Genomic DNA, 22,135 nt, shown 5'->3' on the forward strand with positions numbered 1-22,135 from the left:
TGCCATGCTGACCATCAAGGATCTCAAAGTTGCCTTCAAGACGCGCCGAGGTGACGTTCAGGCCGTCAAAGGTATCAGTTTCGACCTGGCCAAGGGTGAACGTCTGGGCATTGTCGGGGAAAGCGGATCGGGAAAATCCGTTACATCCTATGCCCTTATGCGCATTCTGGACGCCGGTGGCCGGATCAAATCCGGTGAGGCGGTATATGACGGTATCGATCTCAAGCAGGCGGCGGAGCGCGACATGCGTGAAATCCGCGGTCGGGAGATCTCGATGATCTTTCAGAACCCGCGTGCGGCACTCAATCCCATTCGGAAGGTTGGGCACCAGCTTGAGGACGTCCTTCGCCAGCATGGCCGGGCGACCAGGCAAAATGCGAAAGCAAAAGCAATCGAGGCACTGGAAGCGGTGAAGATCAACGAGGCTGCTGAGCGTTACGAAGCCTATCCCTTCGAGCTGTCGGGTGGCATGTGCCAGCGCATCGTGATTGCCATTGCGCTTGCCTGTGACCCCAAGCTTCTCATCGCGGACGAGCCGACCACCGGCCTCGACATCACCACCCAAAAGGCCGTCATGGACCTTGTCGATGATCTTGTTCGGGCGCGTGAAATGTCGTCGATCCTGATTACGCACGATCTCGGCCTGGCGTCCGAATATTGCGATCGTATCGTCGTGATGAAGGACGGTGTCATTGTGGAGGAGGGCAGGCCGGCGGACCTGTTTTCAAACCCTCGACATGCCTATACCAGAAAACTGGTGGACGCGACGCCGCGGCGCGGAGCCAGCATCCGTTCATTGCTGCCGGAAGATCAACGCGCACCGCTGGCCGCACGGACAATCGGCAACTCTCCGATGATGGAAGTCGTCAACCTGACCAAGACCTACCAGGGAAAATCCGGTCCGGTGTACGCCGTCAAGGGCATCAGCTTCACTATTCGCGAAGGCGAAAGCGTGGGACTGGTCGGCGAATCCGGCTGCGGAAAATCCACCACGTCTTCCATGATCGTGCGTTTGCTTGATCCAACGTCAGGTCACCTGCTTTTCAGGGGCGAGGATATTGCCAAGCTCCCGTCGGAGAACTTCTCCCGGCATCCATTGCGGCAGAAAATCCAGATGGTCTTCCAGGATGCGACGGACAGTCTCAATCCCAGACATACCGCCCGCCAGTCGATAGCTGAACCCTTGAAGCGTCTGACAGGATTGAAAGGCGCCCCCTTGGGCGAGCGGGTGGAAGAGCTGGCCGCATTGACAGGCTTGCCGAGCCATCTTCTTGATCGGTTTCCGCACCAGCTGTCAGGGGGACAGAAGGCGCGCGTCGGCATAGCCAGGGCAATCGCCCCGGATCCCGATCTCCTGATCCTTGATGAACCGACTGCCGCTCTGGATGTTTCCATTCAGGCCGTTGTCCTGAACCTGCTTGCAGACCTGCGGGCCCGGCTTGGCATGAGTTACCTTTTCGTCAGCCATGATCTCAATGTCGTGCGTCTGCTGTGCGACCATGTCGTCGTCATGAAGGGCGGCAAAGTTGTTGAGGCGGGAGCCGTCGAGACGGTCATGGATACACCCCAGAACCCCTACACTCGCGAATTGCTTACGGCTGCGCCCCAGGCGCCGGCGCGCAAAACCGCCGCCTAAGACATTTTGGAAGGACTAGACATGATCCGCGATCTTCCCTTCACGCTCGCCGAGCTCCGGCAGGCCTACGCCGAAGGTTTGTCTGTTGAGGCCGTGATCGAAGAAGCCTTCAGGCGGCTTGATGCCACCGGCGACCCGGGGATCTTCATTCACCAGGCACGAGAAACGGCACTCGCTGAGGCCCGTAGTCTTGGCAATCCCGATGGCCGGCCCCTTTGGGGAATTCCCTATGTGGCCAAGGACAATATCGACGTGGCTGGCATGCCGACGACCGCGGCGTGCCCGGATTTCGAGTATTTCGCTGATAGCGATGCTTTTGTCGTTGGGCGTCTTCGGCAAGCGGGTGCAATTTGTCTTGGCAAGACCAATCTCGATCAATTCGCGACTGGCCTCGTCGGAGTGAGAACACCATACCCCGTGCCATTGAACGCGGTGGATCCGGAAATCGTTCCCGGTGGCTCTTCCTCAGGCTCGGCTGTTGCTGTTGCCCACGGGTTCGCGTGTTTCTCGCTGGGAACCGACACGGCAGGGTCCGGGCGTGTGCCGGCAGCCCTCAACGGCATTGTGGGGCTCAAACCAAGCCTGGGCGTTCTGTCCGGCTCAGGTCTGGTCCCCGCATGCCGGACCCTCGATACGATCTCGATTTTTGCCATGACCGTTACGGATGCTTGGGCCGTATTCGAGACTGCTGCAGGCTACGACCCGGCAGATGCCCATTCCAGGCAGCTGCCGGTCCAGAAACTGTCTGCCAGTCCGGGAACTGTACGGATCGCGGTCCCTGACGATGCTTCACTGAAAACCTTCGGTGACATGGCTCAGGCGGACCATTTCAGGGCAACGATCGCATCGCTGCGTACGCAGGGAGCCGTCGTGCAGGAAATCGATTTTCAGCCGTTTTACGATGTGGCTAGCCTGCTCTACGAGGGGGCCTGGGTCGCGGAACGCACGGCTGCTGTCGGCAATCGTCTGATTGATGCGCCGCAGACGCTTCATCCGACGACCCGCGCAATTATTGAACCAGGTCTTTCTTTAACCGCTGTCGACGCATTCCGCGGACTTTACAAGCTGCAGGACCTGCGCCGGATCTGTGATGAGCTTTTGGCAGAGATCGATTTCCTCTGCGTTCCGACGATACCGACATTCGTCTCGGTAGAAGAAATTACCGCTGACCCCATTGGCCCGAATTCGGGCCTTGGCACCTACACGAATTTCGTCAACCTTCTCGATCTTTGCGGTATTGCGGTTCCAACAGGTTTGCGACAGGACGGCCGGCCTGGAAGCCTGACGGTTCTGGCCCGCTGCGGTCAGGATGCAGCCGCCGCAGCGCTTGCAGCTACAGTTGAAACTGGTCCGCTTGGAGCAACGAACTGGGCTCGGCAGAAATCTGCGCTGACCACAAGCGAGATCGCTGTCGGTGAAATAGCCGTTGCGGTCTGCGGCGCCCACATGTCGGGACTGCCGCTAAACAAGGAGCTGATTTCTCACGGCGCACGCTTTGTAAAATCCAGCAAGACAGCACCGGAATACCGTTTCTTCGCACTTGCAGGCGGGTCTCCGAAGCGGCCGGGCCTTGTGCAGGTTGGGGCTGGCTCGGGCGGATCAATCAATGTGGAGGTCTGGGCAATGCCGCTTGAGACCTTCGGCAGTTTCATGACGGGTATTCCGGCACCGCTGTGCATCGGCACGGTGAAGCTGGAAGACGGAACCGGCGTAAAAGGATTTTTGTGTGAAGGACATGCAGTTGAAGGGGCTGTTGAAATCACCGAACTGAGTTCCTGGCGAACCTATCTTTCCTCAGTGGTTGCTTCCGTTCCCCAGCCGGATGTCTCTGACGAGAAGCTGACCGCGCATGCAAGCTGAACTTCTGACATACGAGGTTTCAGTCAATGCGGGATATAGAGGGTAGGTGTCATGTCTCTTCTGATTGCTGTTTGCCAAGCTCTTCGCAGGCCAGCGTCCCCAGGCGGTAAATAGCGGATTCAAGCGTGTCCGACCAAACGTCGCCGCAACTGATGCGAAGGCAATGTGCATAAAGGCCTGATGCGGTGAAAAGACTGCCAGGAGCAAAGCAAATATTTTGATTTAAGGCCTTGTAATAAAGCTTTGTTGTGTCGATTTTTTTGTCCATTTCTATCCACAAGACGAAACCGCCGTCCGGATGTGTGACCCTGGTACCCGCCGGAAAGGACTGTGCAATGGCCCGGCGTGCGCGCGCGACATTGGTTTCCATTGTCCGGGCCATGCGAGACACATGGCGCTCGAAGTCCCGGGATGACAGGAATTCAGCCAAAGCCAGTTGAGGTGCCAACGGGTTGCAGATTGAGGCGGAGAACTTGGCCTTGTTGATTTGGGCAATGCGGCCTGGAGCGCGGATCCAGCCGGTTCGGTAACCTGGGGCGAGGGTTTTCGAGAAAGAGCTGCAATAGAAGATCTCGGTCTCGTGCGGCAGACTGAAAAACGGTGCCGGACGGCATCCGCCAAACCCGAGGCCGCCGTAGGTATCATCTTCGATCAGGGGTGTCTTGTAACGGTCCAGCAGCTTCAGGACAGAACGTTTCACCGGCTCCGGCATCATGGTGCCGAGTGGGTTGGTGAAGCTGGACGACAAGGCAACGGCAGTTACGGTACCCGATTTCAGAGCCAGCTCGAGTGCGGACGGATCGATGCCGTCCCGCGAGGTTGGCAACTCCCAGGCCTTCAGTTTCAGGCGTTCGAGCACCTGCAGTAGTCCGAAATAGGCGGGCGATTCGACGGCAATCGTATCGCCCGGCTGTGTGAGCGTTTGAAGTGCGAGCCCCAGAGCTTCGGTGCAGCCACTGGTAATGACAATTTCATCCTGGGAAACTGTGCTGCCATGCAAGCACATAAGCTTTGCGATTTCTCTCCTGAGTTCCGGTAACCCCTGAGCAGACCCATAGGCGTTGAGTTGCTGTCCTTTCGAGCGGAGGAGTCGTGCCTGCAAGGCGTTCAGCGGCTCTGCGGCCAGCAGAGACGGGGCGGGAATGGCGCAGCCAAGCGGCACATATGCCGGGTTTGACGCATGTTCGAGCATCTCCAGGTAAGGAGCTTGAAACACGACACTGCGGCTGGTCTCGGGTGGCGTTGTTTTACTGGGCTCGATGAGCCTGTGGCTTGCTGGACGGGTGACGAAATAGCCGGACTTTGCCTGTGCCCGGATATAGCCTTTGTCTTCGAGATGGGCATAGGCCTGGTTGGCGGTCGACAGGCTAACGGAATAACTGCGCATGGTGCGCCGGAGGGAAGGGAACCTCTCCCCGGGCTTCAAGGTGCCATTGTCGATCAGCTGCGCCAGGGACTGGGCAACGGACTGGTATTTGAACGAAACCATTTCAACTGTATCTGTTAATTTTCGAGTTTTTGTATCTGTTTTGATTTTAGGAGAGATGTCAAACCGGGCCGGACATTTCATCAGTCAGGAGTGCCGGACATGGCAATGGAACATCCGATCCGTTTCACGGAAAAACTTGCAAGGCTCGAAGGGTTATGGTCGCCTCGCGTCATTGCGGAAATGAACGATTACCAGTTCAAGATCGTCCGCATTCAAGGAGACTTCGTCTGGCATGATCATCCTGAAACGGATGAGACCTTCATCGTTCTCAAGGGCGAAATCCGCATCGATTTTCGCGATCGAGCCGTTGTACTGGGCGAAGGGGAAATGTACGTCGTGCCGAAGGGCGTCGAGCACAAGCCCTATGCGGAATCGGAAGCCGAGCTGCTGCTGATCGAGCCGAAGGGTATTCTCAATACCGGCCATGCGGGCGGAGACAGGACCCAGGAAAACGATCTCTGGATCTGACAAAGTGGTTCGGGCCGGGACTTTTGTGCGTTCCGGCCCGGCCGGTGAGGCGATTCTTGGCGCGCTGTTACTGACCTGCGGGCCAGATAAATTCGACGCGGATTCCACCGGGTTCAGCCAGCATCATGTGCCTGCGTGGGCCCCCGCCGAGAGGCTCCGGCATAAATTCGATCTCTACTCCGGGCCAGGCCTTCACCTTTTCGGCGATTTCCAGCAGCTTTTCTTCGCTTGAGACTTCAAGGGCCAGATGGTGGAGGCCGATATTGGTTTTCCTGTCGAAGCCCGTCACAGGCCTTGTGCGATCTGCCTGCCAGAGCGTCAGGCGGGCGGTGCCGTCGGAAACGGTTGTTCGCGGGTAGTTGTCATCACGTGCCAGCAGTTGCCAGCCGAGCAGCTCGGTAAAAAAGGCGGTGGTCTGTTCCAGATCTCGGACTGTGAGGCCCAGGTGGTTGATGCCTTTGGTGGTCACGATGGAGTGTCCTTGCTGTGGCGAGTTCAAAATAGGTATAAATGACATGATTGAACGTCAACACGTGTCGCTGCTTATCGAGGTATCGAAACGTGAGCTTGCGCCAGAGCGGAAAAATTCGATTTTCAAACGGCGAGTGTGTTGAAGAAAACCGGCCCTTGGGCCTTGAAATAAAATTTCTTCCCAACTATAAGGCGCGCATTCCACACGCAAGGGGCGGAAACCGAGCTTATCGGGGTCCTTCCGGTGGCCGAAGGGAATTCTCTCCGGTCCACATCCTCTTGCGGAGGTCAAACCGGAAAAACTCAGGAGATAAGGGCCATGTCTTTGCCCGATTTCACCATGCGTCAGCTGCTGGAAGCTGGCGTTCACTTTGGTCACCAGAAACACCGTTGGAACCCGCGCATGGGTCAGTACATCTTTGGTGTACGCAACGATGTTCATATCATGGACCTGTCCCAGACCGTTCCGCTTCTGCACCAGGCTCTGAAGGCCGTGTCCGACACGGTTGCCGGCGGTGGCCGCGTTCTGATCGTAGGTACCAAGCGCCAGGCACAGGAATCTGTCGCATCTGCAGCGCGCAACTCCGCTCAGTATTACGTCAACGCACGTTGGCTCGGCGGCATGCTGACGAACTGGAAGACCATCTCCCAGTCCATCCAGCGCCTGCGCAAGCTGGAAGAAACCCTGTCTTCCGACGCTGCCAACGCTCTGACCAAGAAAGAGCGTCTGTTCATGGACCGCGAGCGTGAAAAGCTCGAGCGGAACCTTGGCGGTATCAAGGACATGGGCGGTATTCCGGACCTGATCTTCGTGATCGACACCAACCGCGAAGCCATCGCCATCCAGGAAGCCCGTCGTCTGGGTATTCCGGTTGCCGCGATCCTCGATTCCAACTCCAATCCGGAAGGCATCACCTATCCGGTGCCGGGTAACGACGACGCTGGCCGCGCTCTGTCGCTGTACTGCGACCTGATCGCTCGTGCCGCCATCGACGGTATCTCCCGTGCACAGGGCGCTTCCGGCATGGACATCGGCGCTTCCGAAGAAGCTCCGGTTGAAGAAGTTCTTGCTGAAGCTTCTGAAGAAGCTCCGGCTGAAGCAGCAGCTGCCGAGGCTTAAGCCTCTCCTGCCGCGGTCTGCCGCGGCAGAATATTGTTGAAATTCGCAAGGCGGGCTGCATTTTGTTGCAGCCCCGTCATAAAGGCGCGGAAGGCCATGGGCTAAACCGTGTCTCATCTGAAACCCCCATGCACGAGGCAATCGATGAGCATTACCGCTGCGATGGTAAAAGAGCTCCGCGAGAAATCCGGCGCTGGCATGATGGACTGCAAGACCGCCCTGACTGAAGCAGGCGGTGATATGGAAGCAGCTGTTGACTGGCTGCGCACCAAAGGTCTGGCCAAGGCTGCCAAGAAGGCAGGCCGTGTGGCTGCTGAAGGTCTGGTCGGCGTTGCCGCTGATGGCAACAAGGCTGCCGTGATCGAGCTGAACTCCGAAACCGACTTCGTTGCACGCAACGAAGGGTTCCAGGAGCTGGTCTCCAATGTGGCCAAGGTAGCCGTCGGCACCGATGGTTCCGTTGAAGCCGTTTCCGCTGCAAACCTCGGCGGCAAGCCGGTTGCAGAAGCGATCACCGACGCGATCGCCACGATCGGCGAAAACATGACCCTGCGCCGCACTGCGGTTCTGGCCGTAAACGAAGGCGTTGTCGCGACCTACGTTCACAGCGCTGTTTCCGACGGTCTCGGCAAGATCGGCGTTCTGGTGGCCCTGGAATCCGCTGGTGACAAGGACAAGCTGAATGGCCTTGGCCGTCAGATTGCCATGCACGTTGCAGCAACCAGCCCGCTGTCGCTGAACACCGAAGAACTGGATCCGACGGTTGTCGAGCGTGAGAAGTCTGTCTTCTCCGAACAGGCACGCGAATCCGGCAAGCCGGAAAACATCATTGAAAAAATGGTGGAAGGCCGTTTGCGCAAATTCTACGAGGAAGTTACCCTCGTGAAGCAGGCTTTCGTGATCAACCCGGATCAGACGGTTGAGCAGGCCGTAGAGGCGCTCGCTAAAGAAATCGGCGCTGAAGTCAAACTTACCGGCTTTGTCCGCTTCGCAATCGGCGAAGGGATCGAGAAGGAAGAGCAAGACTTCGCCGCAGAGGTGGCAGCAGCCACCGGGCAGTAAGCTCAAGGAAAAGCGCCGGCAAGTCCGGCGCTTTTTTTTTAGAAAGACAATTTCAAAAAGGGTGCACCCATGACGAATTCCTTGCGCTGGAAACGGATCCTTCTGAAACTCTCCGGCGAGGCCCTGATGGGATCGCAGGCTTTTGGAATTGACCCGGCCATCGTGCAAAGGATCGCCAAGGAAATCGCCGACGCAGTGGCTCTTGGCGCTCAGGTCGGCGTTGTCGTCGGGGGAGGGAACATCTTCCGCGGTGTTGCCGTCGCCGCCAAGGGTGGCAACCGCGTCACGGGCGACCACATGGGTATGCTGGCCACCATCATGAACAGCCTGACGCTTGCGGATGCCCTGCGCCGCCTGAAGGTCAATGCCCGTGTTCTGTCCGCCGTATCCGTTCCCTCGATTTGCGAAACCTTTTCGCAGCGTGTCGCTGACCGCTACATGGAAGACGGCGATGTGATCGTCTTTGCAGGAGGCACCGGCAACCCGTTCTTCACCACGGACAGCGGTGCGGCTCTGCGGGCTGCCGAAATGAAGTGCGACGCCTTCCTGAAGGGGACACAGGTGGATGGCGTCTACTCCGAAGACCCCAAGGTCAACCCGAACGCAGAGCGCTATGACACCCTTGGTTATGACGAAATCATAACCCGCAACCTGAAAGTCATGGACACGACGGCCATTGCCCTGGCCCGTGACAATTCCATCCCCGTCATAGTGTTTTCCATTCACTCACCCGGCGCCCTCGTCAGTGTGCTTCAGGAAACCGGCACCTACACTGTCGTGGGTGACTGAAAGTTTTAAGAACCAATCCCGGTTCAAGCTCTTGTGTTTCGGTGCGTTTATGCCATGTTGGCGCGCGCCGAGACTCTATTAAGCCAAGCACAAAACAACAGTGAGGATAAAATGTCGGTAGAAGGTGTGGACCTTGATGATCTGAAGCGCCGCATGCAGGGAGCCTTGTCGGTTCTGAAAACGGAATTTGCCGGACTGCGTACCGGCCGCGCCTCTTCTTCCATGATGGATCCGATTACTGTTGATGCCTATGGCCAGTCCATGCCGATCAACCAGGTCGCCACCGTCTCCGTTCCCGAACCTCGCATGCTGGCTGTTCAGGTCTGGGACAAGAGCATGGTGTCGGCCGTTGAAAAGGCGATCCGCGAATCCAATCTTGGTTTGAACCCGGTTGTAGACGGCATGCTGCTGCGGCTGCCGATTCCCGAGCTCAACCAGGAACGCCGCCAGGAACTCATCAAGGTGGCCCACAAATATGCCGAACAGGCAAAAGTTGCGATCCGTCACGTCCGCCGCGATGGCATGGACGCTGCCAAAAAGGCCGAAAAAGACGGTGACATTTCCCAGGACGACAGCCGTGTCGCATCCGATGAAGTGCAGAAGCTGACCGACCAGATGATTGCTGAAGTCGACGGCATGCTGGAGAAAAAAGAGCAGGAAATTTCCCAGGTCTGATTGACCTGGGGAGTGTGAGTTGGGGGAGCACATGAGCGTCAGCCCGGACCGCAACCTGCATGCACCTGCTGCGGATGAAACCGGTGCGAAAATGCCCCGCCACGTTGCCTTCATCATGGATGGCAACGGGCGATGGGCAACTGCGCGCGGTTTGCCACGGACAGAGGGACATCGACAGGGGCTGGCCGCACTGCGCAAGGTGATCCGCCATGCCGGCCGTGTCGGCATCGAAACCATCACGATCTACAGCTTCTCCTCCGAAAACTGGAACCGGCCCCAGGCTGAAGTCTCTTTCCTGATGGGGCTGCTGCGCCGTTTCGTGCAGCGCGATCTCAGCGAGCTTCACGAAGCCAATGTGCGTATCCGCATCATCGGCGGGCGCAGTGATCTGGAACCGGGAATTTTGGCGCTTCTGAAAGAAGCGGAAGACCTGACCCGTCACAACACCGGCCTGAACCTGGTCGTTGCGTTCAATTATGGTGCTCGGTCGGAAATCGTGCGGGCGGCACAGGAGCTGGCAGCAAAGGTTCAGGCTGGAGACATGCAGCCGGCCGATATAACCGAAGACGCGATCACGGCGGCACTGGATACCTCCGGTTTGCCGGATCCCGATCTCATTATCCGCACCAGCGGAGAAATGCGTCTTTCCAATTTCCTGCTGTGGCAGGCGGCCTATTCCGAGTTCTATTTCTGCGATCTTTACTGGCCGGACTTCGATGAGGCGGCCTTCGACAAGGCTTTGAGCTGCTTCTGCAGCCGTGAGCGCCGGTACGGCGGCCTTGACGCCAAGGCCAACTGACCCCCGGCTTGAGCAATGGCAGAACCAGATCAGAACCCGAAAAAACTGTCCGACCTTCGCCTCAGGTTCATTTCGGCACTCGTTCTGGGGCCTCTTGTTCTTCTGATCACCTATCTGGGCAATCTGCCCTTTGCTGCGCTGACGCTGGTCGCGTCCGGACTGTTCCTGTGGGAATGGTTCACGATCACCGGGACACAGGCAAAGTCACCCAGTTCACTCACCGGGTTCGCCACGCTGTTTGCCATTGGGGTGCTGACCGTAGCCGGACATCCTGACCTTGGTCTCGGGGCCATGGTTGCTGGTGCTTTGATCGCTTATGCGCTTGGTGGTTTCTCCAAGGCTGGACGATGGGCCATCGAAGGGATCCTCTACAGCGGGCTTGCACTGTTCTCGCTGCTTGTACTTCGTGAAGGAAGCAACGGGCTTCTGGTCGCGTTTTTTCTGCTGTTTGTTGTCTGGGCAACCGACATTTTCGCCTATTTTACCGGCCGAGCATTGGGTGGGCCCAAGCTCTGGCCACGTGTATCACCTAAGAAGACCTGGTCTGGTGCCATCGGCGGGCTGGTGCTCGCCACGGTTTTCGGCGCTGGCGTTGCTTTTGTCGCAAATGCGCAGGACCTGATGCTTTGGGCTTTACTGGCGGCCGGGCTCTCGGTCGTCTCTCAGGCAGGGGACCTTCTGGAGTCTGCCATCAAGCGGCGGTTCGACGTCAAGGATTCCAGCAAGCTGATCCCCGGGCATGGCGGCATCATGGACCGGATCGACGGTCTGGTGGCCGCAGCCATATTCGCCGTGCTGATTGGCCTTGTCGCTGGGGGCAGTCTTGCAGACCCTATTGCCGGCCTCGGTCTGATTTGAATTTGGAGTAACAGGCATGGCAGCTGCCTCTGCAGCCCGCGGCCCTGGCGCGAAAACCCGGATAACCGTTCTAGGGGCCACTGGGTCCATCGGCCAGAGCTTGGCGGATCTCATTCAAAGAAATCCGGACAGCTATGAAGTCGTCGCGCTGGTTGCGAACCGGAACACCGCGGGTCTTGCCGACATGGCAAAAGCGCTAAAGACCGGTTCCGCGATCCTTGCCGAGGAAACCTGTTATCCGGAACTCAAGGAGCGGCTTGCCGGCAGCGGCATTGCAACCGGGGCCGGTGAGGCTGCCGTTCTGGAAGCGGTCACGCAGGATACGGATATCGTCGTCGGTGCCATTGTAGGATCTGCGGGATTGAAGCCGACCATGGCCGCGATCCGGCCAGGGCGCCGCATTGCACTTGCCAACAAGGAATGCCTGGTTTGCGCGGGTGATCTGTTCATGGCCAAGATCCACGCGACCGGCGCGGAACTTTTGCCCGTCGACAGCGAGCACAATGCCATCTTCCAGGTTTTTGAAACCGACAAGGCCGACATGGTCGAGAAGGTTATTCTGACGGCGTCGGGCGGACCGTTCAGGAGTGTCTCGAAAGCCGATATGGCACGGGTAACACCGCAGCAGGCGCTCAAGCATCCGAACTGGGACATGGGCGCACGCATTACGATCGACAGCGCAACGATGATGAACAAGGGCTTCGAGGTTATAGAAGCGTCCCATCTTTTTCCGGTCGCCCACGATCAGCTTGGCGTTCTGGTCCATCCGCAATCGACGGTTCACGGACTTGTGCAATACAAGGACGGATCCCTGCTGGCTCAACTCGGCAGTCCGGACATGCGCACGCCGATCGCCCACTGCCTTGCCTTTCCCCGCCGGATGAACGTTCCGGTGAAACGTCTGGATCTGGCCGAACTCGGCACACTCACTTTTGAAGCCCCGGACCTGGACCGGTTCCCGGCGCTCCGGCTTGCGCTGGAAGCCATGCGGGCAGGGGGAATGGCACCGGCTGTGCTTAACGCTGCAGATGAGGTTGCCGTGGACGCTTTTCTGAAGGGTCGGATCGGCTTTATGGACATTCCGGCTGCCATTGAAGAGGTGCTGGATGCGATGGGGGCAGGCGGTAAGCTGACGGACGCTGCCAGCGTCGAGGATGTTCTTGCCATCGACGCAGAAGCACGGCAGAAGACTGGTGAATGGATAAGAACACGGTAATCGGGGTGTTGAAGGCCCCGAATTTTTGGTTTCCCACCATTAACACGCCGTAATTTTCTTTTTAGTACAATCCTTCAAAACAATCCTAGCTGCGCAGGATCGGACACAGTTCATGGACCTTCTCGTTTCCGCCTATTCCCTGATAGTCGGCACAATCATTCCCTTTCTTTTTGTGCTTACAATCGTCGTCTTCTTCCATGAGCTCGGCCATTTCGCTGTGGCTCGTTGGTGCAACGTAAAGGTGGATGCTTTTTCCGTCGGCTTCGGACGTGAGCTATTCGGTTTTAATGACCGGAAGGGAACACGTTGGAAACTCTGCTGGATTCCGCTTGGTGGCTACGTCAAGTTCGCCGGCGATGAAAATGCGGCAAGCATACCAAGCCGCGAGGCGATTGCGCAGATGAGCGAAGAGGACCGCAAAACGGCTTTCATCGCCAAACCGGTCTGGCAACGCATGGCCGTTGTGGCCGCTGGGCCCATCGCCAACTTCCTTCTCGCGATCGTGATCTTTACCGCTCTCTTCGTAACCTCCGGCAAGCAGGGGTTCGAGCCTGTCGTCGAGCAGGTTTTTGCGGGTGGTGCAGCTGAGCGCGACGGGCTTCTGGCCGGCGATATCGTGAAGGAAATTGACGGCAGGCCTATCCAGACGTTCGGCGAGATGCGTCAGATCGTCCTGATGAACGCCAATACGCCTCTCGTTTTCGAAGTCGAACGGGGCGGGCAAGACGTCACTTTGACCGTTACGCCCGACGCGAAGGAAAAAGAAGTCTTTTTCGGTGAGAGGCAGGTGGCCGGCGATATCAGCCTTCGCGGCGTGTCCGACCCGTCTCATCTCATTCACATCAAATACGGGCTTGGCGAAGCGGCTCTTGAAGGGACTGCGGAAACCTGGCGTATCATCGAAAGCACGGTCAGCTATATCTGGGGCATTATTTCCCAGCGGCAGTCGGCAGACCAGCTTGGTGGTCCGATCCGGGTGGCCCAGATTTCCGGACAGGTCGCGGATCTCGGATTCCTGCCGCTCATTTCTCTGGCGGCCGTACTTTCTGTCAGCATCGGTCTGATCAACCTGGCACCGGTGCCGATTCTCGACGGCGGACACCTCGTTTACTTCGCTGCAGAAGCCCTGCGTGGCAAACCGCTCAGCGAAAGAGTTCAGGACGTTGGTTTCCGGATCGGTCTGGGACTTGTTCTCATGCTGATGGTGTTCGTCACATGGAAGGATATCATGCGGCTCGTGGGAACCAATTCATGACACCCGTGACATTGACGCAACGTCTTCAGACTAAATCGCTTTCCGCCCGGAAGGGCGGTTGCGTTATCGGTAAAAACCTATAAAACACTCGTCGGTTCCGAGAATCTGCTGGGGTGAGTGCGGATTCTCGGGAGGGGTATTAAAAACAAAGGCATAGCGCAATAATGCAGCGATTGCAGAGACTTACACGGGCCGTACTGTTGGCGGTGGCCGTATTTTCGATCGGGACGGTTTTGCCGAAAGCTTTCGGGCCGGTGTCCCTGGTTTCACAGGCACAGGCAGCGGTGGCCAGAAGCATTGACGTGCGTGGCAACACCCGTGTCGAGGATGAAACCGTTGTCAGTTACATGACCATCGTTCCCGGACGCTCCTACAGCGCGTTCGATGTCGACGAGTCACTGAAGGCGCTCTACGCAACCGGCCTTTTTGCAACGGTCGACATCACCCCGCGTGGAAGCGTTGTCGTTGTAACGGTTACCGAGAACCCGATCATCAACAGGGTTTCTTTCGAAGGTAACCGGAAGATCAAGGACAGCGCGCTGGAAACCGCTGTACGGTCTCAGCCGCGTTCGATGCTGTCCCGTGCCAAGGTTCAGGCTGACGTCCAGAATATTCTTGAAGCTTATCGTCGCTCCGGTCGCTATGGTGCGTCCGTCGAGCCGCAGATCATCGATCGTGGTCAGAACCGCGTCGATCTTGTTTTCGAGATCAACGAAGGTGCAAAGACCGGCGTCGAGCGCATCAGCTTCATCGGCAACTCCGCATTCAGCGACGGCCGCCTGCGCGATGTCATCCGTACACGCGAAAGCGGCCTTCTGAGCTGGCTTCGCAGCACCGATACCTATGATCCGGACCGTTTGGCTGCGGACGAGGAGTTGCTGCGTCAGTACTACAACAAGAAGGGCTATGCGGACTTCCGTATCGTCTCCACCAGTGCAGACCTCGATCGCGAGCAGAACATCTTCTACGTGACGTTCACGGTGGAAGAGGGTGAGAAATACGAGATTGGTGATGTCGAGATCGTTTCCACGATTGCCGACGTTGATCCGGAAGATCTTCGCCGCCTGATCCGCACCAAGAGTGGTCAGACCTTCAACTCGCTGCGCGTCGAGCAGTCTGTCGAAGACATCACGCTTCGCGTGTCGGAAGAAGGTTATGCCTTTGCTCGTGTCCGTCCGCGCGGTGCTCGTGACTACGACAACAACACGATCTCCCTGATCTACTACATCGAAGAAGGTCCTCGTGCCTACATCGAGCGGATCAACGTGATTGGCAACGACCGTACCCGCGAGTATGTCATTCGCCGCGAGTTCGACATTGCTGAAGGCGATGCGTTCAACCGTGCGCTTGTCGACAAGGCGGAGCGCCGTCTGCGCAATCTCGGTTTCTTCGAGAAGGTTTCCATCACGACGCAGCAGGGCAGTGCGCCTGATCGCGTGGTGGTGAACGTTCGCGTCGAAGAAAAGCCGACTGGCGAAATCTCCTTCGGTGTTGGTTATTCGACGGTTGACGGTGTCATTGGTGACATTTCGCTGACCGAGAAGAACTTCCTGGGCCGTGGCCAGTTCGTGAAGCTCGCTGTTGGCGGCGGTACGGACACCCAGTCCTACGAGTTCCGTTTTGTAGAGCCGTTCTTCATGGGGCGTCGTGTTGCCCTGGATCTGGACCTCTATCGCAAGGTCGATGATGCCAACGACTACCGTTCCTTCGATCAGAAGAAGACCGGTGGCGGGTTCGGTTTCACTCTGCCGCTTCGGGAAGATGAGCTGACTGTCCGTCTGTTCTACAACATCTTCCAGGAGAAGAACTCCGATCCGGACAACAACTCGACCAACATCAACAACTGTGACACCGCAAGCCTTTCCCTGGCGGTCTGTGACTCCCTCGGCACCTACCTGACGTCTCTGGTTGGCTACGAGCTGCGTTACAACACGCTCGACCGGATCTTGGACCCGTCCGATGGCATCTATGCTTCCTTCGGTCAGGAAATTGCTGGTCTGGGTGGCGACAGCTTCTACATCAAGACCGAAGCTCAGGCTCGCGCCTACAAGGAAATCCTGGCTGACTACGGTCTGGTCGGTAGCCTGTCGGTGCGTGGTGGTAACATCATGGCCCTTGGTGATGAGCGTCTGCGTGTGTCCGAACAGTTCATGCTTGGCGGCACTCTCGTTCGTGGCTTTGAGAACCAGGGTATCGGCCCGCGTGACGCAACGACCGAAGACGCTATTGGTGGTCGGTTCTACTTCGCGGCAACTGCCGAAACCCGGTTCCCGTTCCCGGTCCTCCCGAAGGAATTCGGCCTGAGCGGGGCAGTGTTTGCCGATGCGGGTTCCCTGTGGGATGCCGACAGCAGTCTGGTGAACCTGGTGGAAACCAACGGTGGCCAGATAGACTCGAACGACTTCAACGTTCGTGCGTCGGTCGGTGCAGGTATCCGCTGGAACTCTCCGTTCGGACCTCTGCGGGCAGACTTTGCTTACCCGATCGTCAAAGACGACTCCGACAAAACGCAGATTTTCCGGTTGAGCGGCGGTACGCGCTTCTAAACTGCGGTCACATAGGATAAAAAACGGCCGCCGACACGTTCGGCGGCCGTTTTTGTTGGCTGGCAAGAAGGATAACATCATGTCCGAGCCAAAATTTTTTGAGTCTCCGGCTCCGGTCTCTCTTTCAGACATCGCAACGTGGGCGGAAGCTGAGATCGCTCGCGGCGAACCTACCCTGGAAATAACAGGTGTAGCGCCATTGGAAGATGCCACGCCCGGCGCTCTGGTGTTCTTCGACAACACCGCTTACCTGAAGCAACTGGACGGGACCACGGCAGCTGCATGCCTGGTCAACCGGAAACACAAGGACAAGGTGCCGGAGGGCGTTGCTGTTCTTGTATGTTCAGATGCCTATCGCTCCTGGGCGAAGGTTCTCGCCAAGCTTTATCCTGCAGCCATGGTTCCGGTAGAACCTGGCGCTGCAGTCATTTCAGAACGGGCTGTAATCGATCCGGCTGCGTCACTGGAAGACAATGTCACGGTAGAACCTGGTGTCGTGATCGGCGCGGGGGCAGAGATCGGTGCGGGCACGGTGATCCGGGCCAACGCTGTCATCGGACAGGGCGTCAAGATTGGCCGGGACTGTGTAATCGGTTCGAATTGCACGGTTCAACACACTGTGCTTGGCAACCGCGTCTATATGCATCCTGGCGTTTGCTGCGGTCAGGATGGCTTTGGCTATGCGATGGGGCCGATGGGGCATCTCAAGGTTCCCCAGGTCGGCCGCGTGATCATTCAGGATGACGTTGAAATCGGCGCCAACACCACCATCGATCGTGGCGCAAACCGGGATACCATCATCGGCGAAGGCACGAAGATCGATAACCAGGTTCAGATTGGCCACAATGTTGTGGTCGGCCGTCACTGCGTGATCGTTTCTCAGGTCGGTCTTTCCGGAAGCTGCACACTCGAGGATTTCGTCGCCATTGGCGGGCAAACCGGTGTGCGTGGTCACGTAACGATCGGCATGGGGTCGCAGGTGGCCGCGGTGAGCGTAGTCAACGATGATTTGCCTGCCGGGGGACGCTACGGCGGCACGCCCGCAAAGCCGGTCAAACAGTGGTTCCGTGAAGTCGCTGCCGTCAGAAAGCTTGCAGAGCGTGGCGGCGGATCGTAAACGGAATACAAACAGGACTTTGCGGCGGTAATTCGCCAAGGGGTATTATATGGAAGACGCAGAAAACAAAACACTTGCCAGCGCAGACATCATGCGGATCATGAAGCTGCTGCCGCACAGGTATCCTTTTCTTCTGATCGACAAGATCATCGAGATGGATGGCGACAACAGCTGCATCGGCATCAAGAACGTCACCATCAACGAACCGCACTTCACCGGACATTTTCCGGAGCGGCCCGTATTCCCGGGTGTTCTTCTGATCGAAGCCATGGCACAGACTGCCGGGGCTCTTTGCGTGCATGCCCGTGGTGACGATGCGCCGCCGCAGCTTGTCTATTTCATGACCATCGACAAGGCGAAGTTCCGCCGTCCTGTGGAGCCTGGTGATCAGGTTCATTTCCACGTCAAGAAGATCAAGCAACGCTCCAACATCTGGAAGTTCGACGCCGTTGCCAAGGTCGATGGCAACAAGGTCGCAGAAGCTGAAGTCAGCGCCATGCTGGTAGATGCGTGAGGAAATATGACTGACATACATCCAACGGCCATAGTCGAAGACGGGGCCGTAATCGGCGAGGGCGTTCGAATCGGGCCTTATTCTACAGTTGGCCCGAATGTGAAACTTGCTGACGGAGTTATCCTGGAATCGCATGTCGTCGTCACGGGCCACACGAGTGTGGGTGCCAAAACGCATATCTTTCCCTTCGCCAGCATTGGTCACAAGCCACAAGATCTCAAGTTTGCGGGTGAAGTGAGCTTTTTGGAAATCGGCACCAACAACCAAATCCGTGAACATGTCACCATGAGCCCCGGTACGGAAGGTGGCGGAGGCTATACCAGGGTCGGTGACAATTGCCTGTTCATGATGAGCTCGCATGTCGGCCACGATTGTCAGGTCGGCAATCACGCAATTCTGGCGAACAACGCCACGCTTGCAGGTCACGTCGAGCTTGACGACTTCGTCATTCTGGGCGGCTTGAGTGCGGTCCGGCAATGGTCTCGCGTTGGAACAGGTGCGATCGTCGGCGGAATGACCGGCGTCGAATTCGACGTCATTCCCTATGGTTCCGTGATCGGTGACCGCGCACGTCTTGCCGGTCTCAATCTGGTTGGTCTCAAGCGCAAGGGCTTGCCTCGGGAGCAGATCCACGCTTTGCGGGCAGCTTATCGCGCACTGTTTGAGAGCAACGAAGGAACCCTGCGCAGCCGGGCAGAAGCTGTTGCTGCAGAAGGTGCCGATCAACCCCTGGTCAAGACGGTTACCGACTTCATCCTTGAAAAGGAAGACCGCCGGTTCTGCACGCCGCGCAGCGATGACTGACGGATGAACGGGGCAGATACGGGACTGGAGCCACGCCTTGCCCTGATCGCAGGCAATGGCAGTCTGCCCTGTCAGATTGCTGAAGCGCTCAGAAGCGCCGGACGTGAATTCAGGATTATCGCCATCAAGGGCGAAGCTGATGAACGCACGCGGGCACAGGCCGATACCGAACTCGGCTGGGGCGAAATCGGCCGGCTTTACAAATTTCTGAAAAAGACCGGGTGCCGGGACGTGCTTCTGATCGGAGGTGTATCCAGGCGCCCCGATTTCACGTCCATACTTGGCGATTTGGGTACCTTGAAGCGATTGCCGACGATCATCCGGGCACTGGCCGGCGGTGATGACAGTCTGTTGACCAAGGTGATCCGGCTGTTTGAAGTTGAGGGGTATCGCGTTGTGGGGATCAAGGATGTGGCGCCGCAACTGCTTGCCTCAAGTGGTGTGCTTGGCAAAGTTCAGCCGAACCAGGGAGACTGGCGGGATGCTGAGCTGGCCTTGCGGGCGACGGAAAAGCTCGGTGAACTCGATATCGGTCAGGCGGCGATTGCCGTTGGTGGGCGGGTTGTTGCGCTTGAAGGGGCAGAAGGGACCGACGCCATGCTGCAGCGCTGCGCGGAGCTCAAGCGCATTGGCAGGATCCGTTCCAAAGGCCGCGCGGGTGTCTTGGTAAAGACAGCAAAGCCGAACCAGGACTTGCGGGTGGATCTTCCAACCGTCGGCCCGATGACTATTGACCTCGCAGCTGCAGCAGGCCTTGCCGGCATTGCAGTTGAGGCGAGCGGCGCACTGATCGCGGAAAAGGAAGAGACGCTCAGGAAGGCGGACAATGCCGGCCTTTTTGTCATCGGTATAGAGCACGGCACGAGGATTGGTGCCTCCTCAAAGGGACAATCGGACGAGCGTTCGTGATGACAGGAAAAATGCCCACGATTTGCCTGGTTGCAGGCGAAGAATCTGGTGACCAGCTCGGGTCGGAATTGATGAAAGCGCTCAACGAACGGTTGGGCGTAGGTGTCCGTTACTGCGGTGTCGGCGGCGAACGGATGATGTCTCTGGGCCTCAAAAGCTTCTTTGACATGTCTGATGTTTCCGTCATGGGATTGACGGCAGTACTCGCCAGATTGCCGTTGATCATCAAGCGGGTCTACCAGACCGTGGATGCCGTGGTTGCGGCCAATCCGGATATTCTGGTTATCGTCGACAGTCCGGACTTCACGCATAACGTTGCCAAGCGCGTGCGCAAGCGCGCGCCTCATATACCCATCGTTGGTTATGTTTCGCCTTCTGTCTGGGCTTGGCGTCCAGGCCGGGCCCGCAAGATGAGCGTCTACGTCGACGACCTTCTGGCCTTGTTGCCGTTTGAACCTGATGTGCACCGCAAGCTCGGTGGCCCGCGCACCCATTACGTCGGCCATCCCTTGAGTGAAATCGCTTCCGAACTGCGTCCTTCAACTGGCGAAAGAGCGCCTGTAGAGGCAGAGGAGAAGATCCTGCTTGTGCTTCCGGGGAGCCGGCGAAGTGAAATCGACAGGTTGCTAGGCGACTTCGCCAAGACCGTTGCGATCGTCAAAGAAAAGTTGCCCGGGCTCAAGGTTATTCTGCCGGCAGTCGCGCACCTTGAAGACAAGATCCGGCAGGATACGGCCCATTGGCCTGTTCCGGTCGAGATTGTGACCGGCCTGGACGCCAAGCGGGCGGCCTTCAGAAAGGCGCACGCAGCCTTGGCCGCGTCAGGCACTGTTTCACTTGAGTTGGCTCTATCAGGCGTTCCGATGGTCGTTGCCTACAAGGTCGACTGGTTTTTCAGACGGATGAAGGAACTCAACCGGGTCTTCAAATTCTCGAGCGTTGATTCCTTTGTCCTGCCAAACATCATCCTGGGAACAAAAGCCATTCCGGAGTTCCTTGATGAGGAAGTCCAGCCAAAGGTGCTGGCGAACCATCTCGTTGAGCTTCTGAACAGCGGTCCTGAACGCCAGCAACAGATCGAGCATCTGCAAAAGCTTGATGATGTTATGCGATTGCCGGACGGGCATAGCCAGCGCGGGGCTGCAGCCGATGTCGTGCTTGCTGCTATGAAGACAGGATCCTGACGATGTCGTCGCCTCGCTCAAAAGCGGCGGGGAACAGTTTCACCACGTCTTCATAGCCGGGCAGCGGTTCATAGGCGAGGGCGGGTATTCCACTGTCATTCATCGTGCGGACGATTTCGCTGCAATCGCTGCGTCCGGTGCGTATCAGAAGAAAGTCGCAACTACCAGAAACCGGATGGCATCGCGTCTCCTGCGCGATCCTGCGTCCGGTGTCGTCGCGCATGCCCGCGAGACGGGATGCCATGCGCCGGAGCTCATCGTATTTGCCGAACAAGCGTATCGCCATGGCAGCTTGAATGGCACTTATCATACTGCTCACGCGTGACTGGAGGAACTCCACGGCAGTCGTCTCGCTACAAAGCATATAACCAAGCCCAAGACCCGCAAGACCGCTCTTTGAGGTGCCGCGCAAAAGAACCAGGTTGGGATGCTTCTTCAAAAAGGCGAGGCGGTGTTCTGGGTCTTCTGAGAAAAGCACGTAAGCCTCGTCCAGGAGCACCAGTCCTTCTCTGGCACTCACCAGGTCCGCCAGTTCGCAAGGTGAAAGATCCTGCGTGGTCGGATTGTTCGGTGCACTTAGCAGGACAGTGTGATGCGAAGGAGATTTCCTGACCAACTCGTCCAGTGTCGGGAACTTCTCCTGTGCGATACCGAGTTTCATCAAGGTCTTGTCGAACAGGAAGAAATCCTTGTTCAAGGTCGCCACTGGATGGTTCTCGGATCGGGTGATCAGAACCTGCTCCAGGAGCTGGATAATACTGTGGCCGAAGACAGCCGAGACACCTTCCGAAAGTTCCAAAGCAGTGCGCGCTGCTCTCTCAGCTTTTTCCTGAAGGTCCGTTTCTAACCCGGCCAGTACGCCTGCGCTGGCAGCTTCGCCAATGTGGGCCGTTATTGCATGAATGTCAGCTTCGAAGGTTTTGGGCCACCTGAAAAGGTCTTGGCGCTCCTTCAGAAGATGATCCAGCCTGAAGGGAGCAGCAGTTCTCGGGTGTTTGAGACGGTTACTGGCCGGGCAAAACTGGTTCATGGTGCAGATATTGTCCGAAGACCGCTTCGCAGTCCTTGAAGTATTCTCGCGTGAAGAGGATGTGGGTGTGCCAGAAGATATCGACGACGTGGGTTGGCTGCAGGTGCACACTCATGTTGGCGCCATTTTGCATCTGGTCTCTGGCAGATTTGAGGAACGACCTGTAGGCCTCTTCAACCTTGCGGGCCGAGGAGACAGGCCAGTTGTATCCGCCGGCGGTATCCGAGGCGGTCAACTTGGTGATGATGCATTCCAGATCAAGCTCATCGACAGTATCGAAGGGCAAGGCAAATTCAGCTGTCGGCATCGCATTCCCTTTCTCCGTGATGCCCG

21 protein-coding genes are annotated in these 22,135 nt (G+C 57.5%); 17 read left to right on the plus strand and 4 right to left on the minus strand.

What is annotated here, in order from left to right; all coding sequences use genetic code 11:
• The first annotated feature begins 4 nt into the window (after positions 1 to 4).
• Together FIV03_RS19480 and atzF are read left to right on the plus strand one after the other, a co-directional pair.
• Positions 5 to 1,636, plus strand: coding sequence for an ABC transporter ATP-binding protein (locus FIV03_RS19480; protein WP_152510665.1), 1,632 nt, complete (start codon positions 5 to 7; stop codon positions 1,634 to 1,636).
• 21 nt (positions 1,637 to 1,657) lie between these two features.
• The gene (atzF, locus tag FIV03_RS19485) at positions 1,658 to 3,496 is read left to right on the plus strand and encodes an allophanate hydrolase (protein ID WP_152510666.1); all 1,839 of its coding nucleotides are present in this window, start codon (positions 1,658 to 1,660) and stop codon (positions 3,494 to 3,496) included.
• 49 nt (positions 3,497 to 3,545) lie between these two features.
• On the opposite strand, the gene FIV03_RS19490 is transcribed toward atzF, so the two are convergent.
• A complete protein-coding gene (locus FIV03_RS19490; RefSeq protein ID WP_152510667.1) occupies positions 3,546 to 5,066 on the minus strand; it encodes a PLP-dependent aminotransferase family protein in 1,521 nt (506 codons plus the stop codon).
• A 24-nt stretch (positions 5,067 to 5,090) separates the two neighbouring features.
• Between FIV03_RS19490 and FIV03_RS19495 the strand changes: the two genes are divergently transcribed.
• Positions 5,091 to 5,453, plus strand: coding sequence for a cupin domain-containing protein (locus tag FIV03_RS19495; RefSeq protein ID WP_152511992.1), 363 nt, complete (start codon positions 5,091 to 5,093; stop codon positions 5,451 to 5,453).
• 67 nt (positions 5,454 to 5,520) lie between these two features.
• On the opposite strand, the gene FIV03_RS19500 is transcribed toward FIV03_RS19495, so the two are convergent.
• On the minus strand, positions 5,521 to 5,922 hold the full coding sequence (locus FIV03_RS19500) for a VOC family protein (RefSeq protein WP_209009715.1): 402 nt from the start codon (positions 5,920 to 5,922) through the stop codon (positions 5,521 to 5,523).
• A 321-nt stretch (positions 5,923 to 6,243) separates the two neighbouring features.
• Between FIV03_RS19500 and rpsB the strand changes: the two genes are divergently transcribed.
• The 14 genes from rpsB (at position 6,244) to lpxB (ending at position 20,772) form a co-directional block, all read left to right on the plus strand.
• Entirely contained in the window at positions 6,244 to 7,044 is an 801-nt protein-coding gene (gene rpsB / locus FIV03_RS19505) for a 30S ribosomal protein S2 (RefSeq protein ID WP_031268422.1), read from the plus strand.
• A gap of 144 nt (positions 7,045 to 7,188) precedes the next feature.
• Positions 7,189 to 8,106, plus strand: coding sequence for a translation elongation factor Ts (gene tsf / locus FIV03_RS19510; protein WP_055654498.1), 918 nt, complete (start codon positions 7,189 to 7,191; stop codon positions 8,104 to 8,106).
• Positions 8,107 to 8,175: 69 nt separating this feature from the next.
• Positions 8,176 to 8,895: a UMP kinase gene (pyrH, locus tag FIV03_RS19515; protein WP_022998459.1), complete on the plus strand. Its 720-nt coding sequence runs from the start codon at positions 8,176 to 8,178 to the stop codon at positions 8,893 to 8,895.
• A 111-nt stretch (positions 8,896 to 9,006) separates the two neighbouring features.
• The gene (frr, locus tag FIV03_RS19520) at positions 9,007 to 9,570 is read left to right on the plus strand and encodes a ribosome recycling factor (protein WP_022998460.1); all 564 of its coding nucleotides are present in this window, start codon (positions 9,007 to 9,009) and stop codon (positions 9,568 to 9,570) included.
• 31 nt (positions 9,571 to 9,601) lie between these two features.
• A complete protein-coding gene (locus FIV03_RS19525; protein WP_152510669.1) occupies positions 9,602 to 10,369 on the plus strand; it encodes an isoprenyl transferase in 768 nt (255 codons plus the stop codon).
• A gap of 15 nt (positions 10,370 to 10,384) precedes the next feature.
• Positions 10,385 to 11,227, plus strand: coding sequence for a phosphatidate cytidylyltransferase (locus FIV03_RS19530; RefSeq protein ID WP_152510670.1), 843 nt, complete (start codon positions 10,385 to 10,387; stop codon positions 11,225 to 11,227).
• 16 nt (positions 11,228 to 11,243) lie between these two features.
• Positions 11,244 to 12,443, plus strand: coding sequence for a 1-deoxy-D-xylulose-5-phosphate reductoisomerase (locus FIV03_RS19535; protein WP_152510671.1), 1,200 nt, complete (start codon positions 11,244 to 11,246; stop codon positions 12,441 to 12,443).
• A 112-nt stretch (positions 12,444 to 12,555) separates the two neighbouring features.
• The gene (gene rseP / locus FIV03_RS19540) at positions 12,556 to 13,698 is read left to right on the plus strand and encodes an RIP metalloprotease RseP (protein WP_152510672.1); all 1,143 of its coding nucleotides are present in this window, start codon (positions 12,556 to 12,558) and stop codon (positions 13,696 to 13,698) included.
• 164 nt (positions 13,699 to 13,862) lie between these two features.
• Positions 13,863 to 16,244: an outer membrane protein assembly factor BamA gene (bamA, locus tag FIV03_RS19545; protein WP_152510673.1), complete on the plus strand. Its 2,382-nt coding sequence runs from the start codon at positions 13,863 to 13,865 to the stop codon at positions 16,242 to 16,244.
• A 79-nt stretch (positions 16,245 to 16,323) separates the two neighbouring features.
• A complete protein-coding gene (gene lpxD, locus FIV03_RS19550) occupies positions 16,324 to 17,361 on the plus strand; it encodes a UDP-3-O-(3-hydroxymyristoyl)glucosamine N-acyltransferase (protein ID WP_055656567.1) in 1,038 nt (345 codons plus the stop codon).
• A gap of 49 nt (positions 17,362 to 17,410) precedes the next feature.
• The gene (gene fabZ / locus FIV03_RS19555; RefSeq protein ID WP_022998467.1) at positions 17,411 to 17,875 is read left to right on the plus strand and encodes a 3-hydroxyacyl-ACP dehydratase FabZ; all 465 of its coding nucleotides are present in this window, start codon (positions 17,411 to 17,413) and stop codon (positions 17,873 to 17,875) included.
• 6 nt (positions 17,876 to 17,881) lie between these two features.
• Complete coding sequence (gene lpxA, locus FIV03_RS19560; protein WP_152510674.1) at positions 17,882 to 18,679, plus strand: acyl-ACP--UDP-N-acetylglucosamine O-acyltransferase; 798 nt, start codon at positions 17,882 to 17,884, stop codon at positions 18,677 to 18,679.
• A gap of 3 nt (positions 18,680 to 18,682) precedes the next feature.
• Complete coding sequence (lpxI, locus tag FIV03_RS19565) at positions 18,683 to 19,588, plus strand: UDP-2,3-diacylglucosamine diphosphatase LpxI (protein ID WP_152510675.1); 906 nt, start codon at positions 18,683 to 18,685, stop codon at positions 19,586 to 19,588.
• Positions 19,589 to 19,599: 11 nt separating this feature from the next.
• Positions 19,600 to 20,772 carry a lipid-A-disaccharide synthase gene (gene lpxB, locus FIV03_RS19570; RefSeq protein WP_286202209.1) on the plus strand — a complete coding sequence of 391 codons (1,173 nt, stop codon included), beginning with the start codon at positions 19,600 to 19,602 and terminating at the stop codon, positions 20,770 to 20,772.
• Here lpxB and FIV03_RS19575 read toward each other — a convergent pair.
• Both FIV03_RS19575 and FIV03_RS19580 read right to left on the minus strand, forming a co-directional pair.
• The gene (locus tag FIV03_RS19575) at positions 20,753 to 21,802 is read right to left on the minus strand and encodes an aminotransferase class I/II-fold pyridoxal phosphate-dependent enzyme (RefSeq protein ID WP_152510677.1); all 1,050 of its coding nucleotides are present in this window, start codon (positions 21,800 to 21,802) and stop codon (positions 20,753 to 20,755) included. The two genes, lpxB and FIV03_RS19575, sit on opposite strands and share 20 nt — an antisense overlap.
• Positions 21,777 to 22,109, minus strand: coding sequence for a hypothetical protein (locus FIV03_RS19580; RefSeq protein ID WP_152510678.1), 333 nt, complete (start codon positions 22,107 to 22,109; stop codon positions 21,777 to 21,779). Before FIV03_RS19580 ends, FIV03_RS19575 begins: the two co-directional genes overlap by 26 nt.
• Positions 22,110 to 22,135: the final 26 nt, after the last annotated feature.

This window comes from Labrenzia sp. THAF187b, from assembly GCF_009363375.1.
Taxonomy (GTDB): domain Bacteria; phylum Pseudomonadota; class Alphaproteobacteria; order Rhizobiales; family Stappiaceae; genus Roseibium; species Roseibium algicola.

Coding starts and splice junctions, on each gene's coding strand:
- FIV03_RS19490 (WP_152510667.1), bottom strand. CDS start 5,066: ATGAAATGTCCGGCCCGGTTTGACATCTCTCCTAAAATCAAAACAGAT.
- atzF (WP_152510666.1), top strand. CDS start 1,658: ATGATCCGCGATCTTCCCTTCACGCTCGCCGAGCTCCGGCAGGCCTAC.
- fabZ (WP_022998467.1), top strand. CDS start 17,411: ATGGAAGACGCAGAAAACAAAACACTTGCCAGCGCAGACATCATGCGG.
- FIV03_RS19575 (WP_152510677.1), bottom strand. CDS start 21,802: ATGAACCAGTTTTGCCCGGCCAGTAACCGTCTCAAACACCCGAGAACT.
- tsf (WP_055654498.1), top strand. CDS start 7,189: ATGAGCATTACCGCTGCGATGGTAAAAGAGCTCCGCGAGAAATCCGGC.
- FIV03_RS19480 (WP_152510665.1), top strand. CDS start 5: ATGCTGACCATCAAGGATCTCAAAGTTGCCTTCAAGACGCGCCGAGGT.
- FIV03_RS19580 (WP_152510678.1), bottom strand. CDS start 22,109: ATGCCGACAGCTGAATTTGCCTTGCCCTTCGATACTGTCGATGAGCTT.
- pyrH (WP_022998459.1), top strand. CDS start 8,176: ATGACGAATTCCTTGCGCTGGAAACGGATCCTTCTGAAACTCTCCGGC.
- rpsB (WP_031268422.1), top strand. CDS start 6,244: ATGTCTTTGCCCGATTTCACCATGCGTCAGCTGCTGGAAGCTGGCGTT.
- FIV03_RS19535 (WP_152510671.1), top strand. CDS start 11,244: ATGGCAGCTGCCTCTGCAGCCCGCGGCCCTGGCGCGAAAACCCGGATA.
- bamA (WP_152510673.1), top strand. CDS start 13,863: ATGCAGCGATTGCAGAGACTTACACGGGCCGTACTGTTGGCGGTGGCC.
- frr (WP_022998460.1), top strand. CDS start 9,007: ATGTCGGTAGAAGGTGTGGACCTTGATGATCTGAAGCGCCGCATGCAG.
- FIV03_RS19530 (WP_152510670.1), top strand. CDS start 10,385: ATGGCAGAACCAGATCAGAACCCGAAAAAACTGTCCGACCTTCGCCTC.
- lpxD (WP_055656567.1), top strand. CDS start 16,324: ATGTCCGAGCCAAAATTTTTTGAGTCTCCGGCTCCGGTCTCTCTTTCA.
- FIV03_RS19525 (WP_152510669.1), top strand. CDS start 9,602: ATGAGCGTCAGCCCGGACCGCAACCTGCATGCACCTGCTGCGGATGAA.
- FIV03_RS19495 (WP_152511992.1), top strand. CDS start 5,091: ATGGAACATCCGATCCGTTTCACGGAAAAACTTGCAAGGCTCGAAGGG.
- lpxI (WP_152510675.1), top strand. CDS start 18,683: ATGAACGGGGCAGATACGGGACTGGAGCCACGCCTTGCCCTGATCGCA.
- rseP (WP_152510672.1), top strand. CDS start 12,556: ATGGACCTTCTCGTTTCCGCCTATTCCCTGATAGTCGGCACAATCATT.
- lpxA (WP_152510674.1), top strand. CDS start 17,882: ATGACTGACATACATCCAACGGCCATAGTCGAAGACGGGGCCGTAATC.
- lpxB (WP_286202209.1), top strand. CDS start 19,600: ATGCCCACGATTTGCCTGGTTGCAGGCGAAGAATCTGGTGACCAGCTC.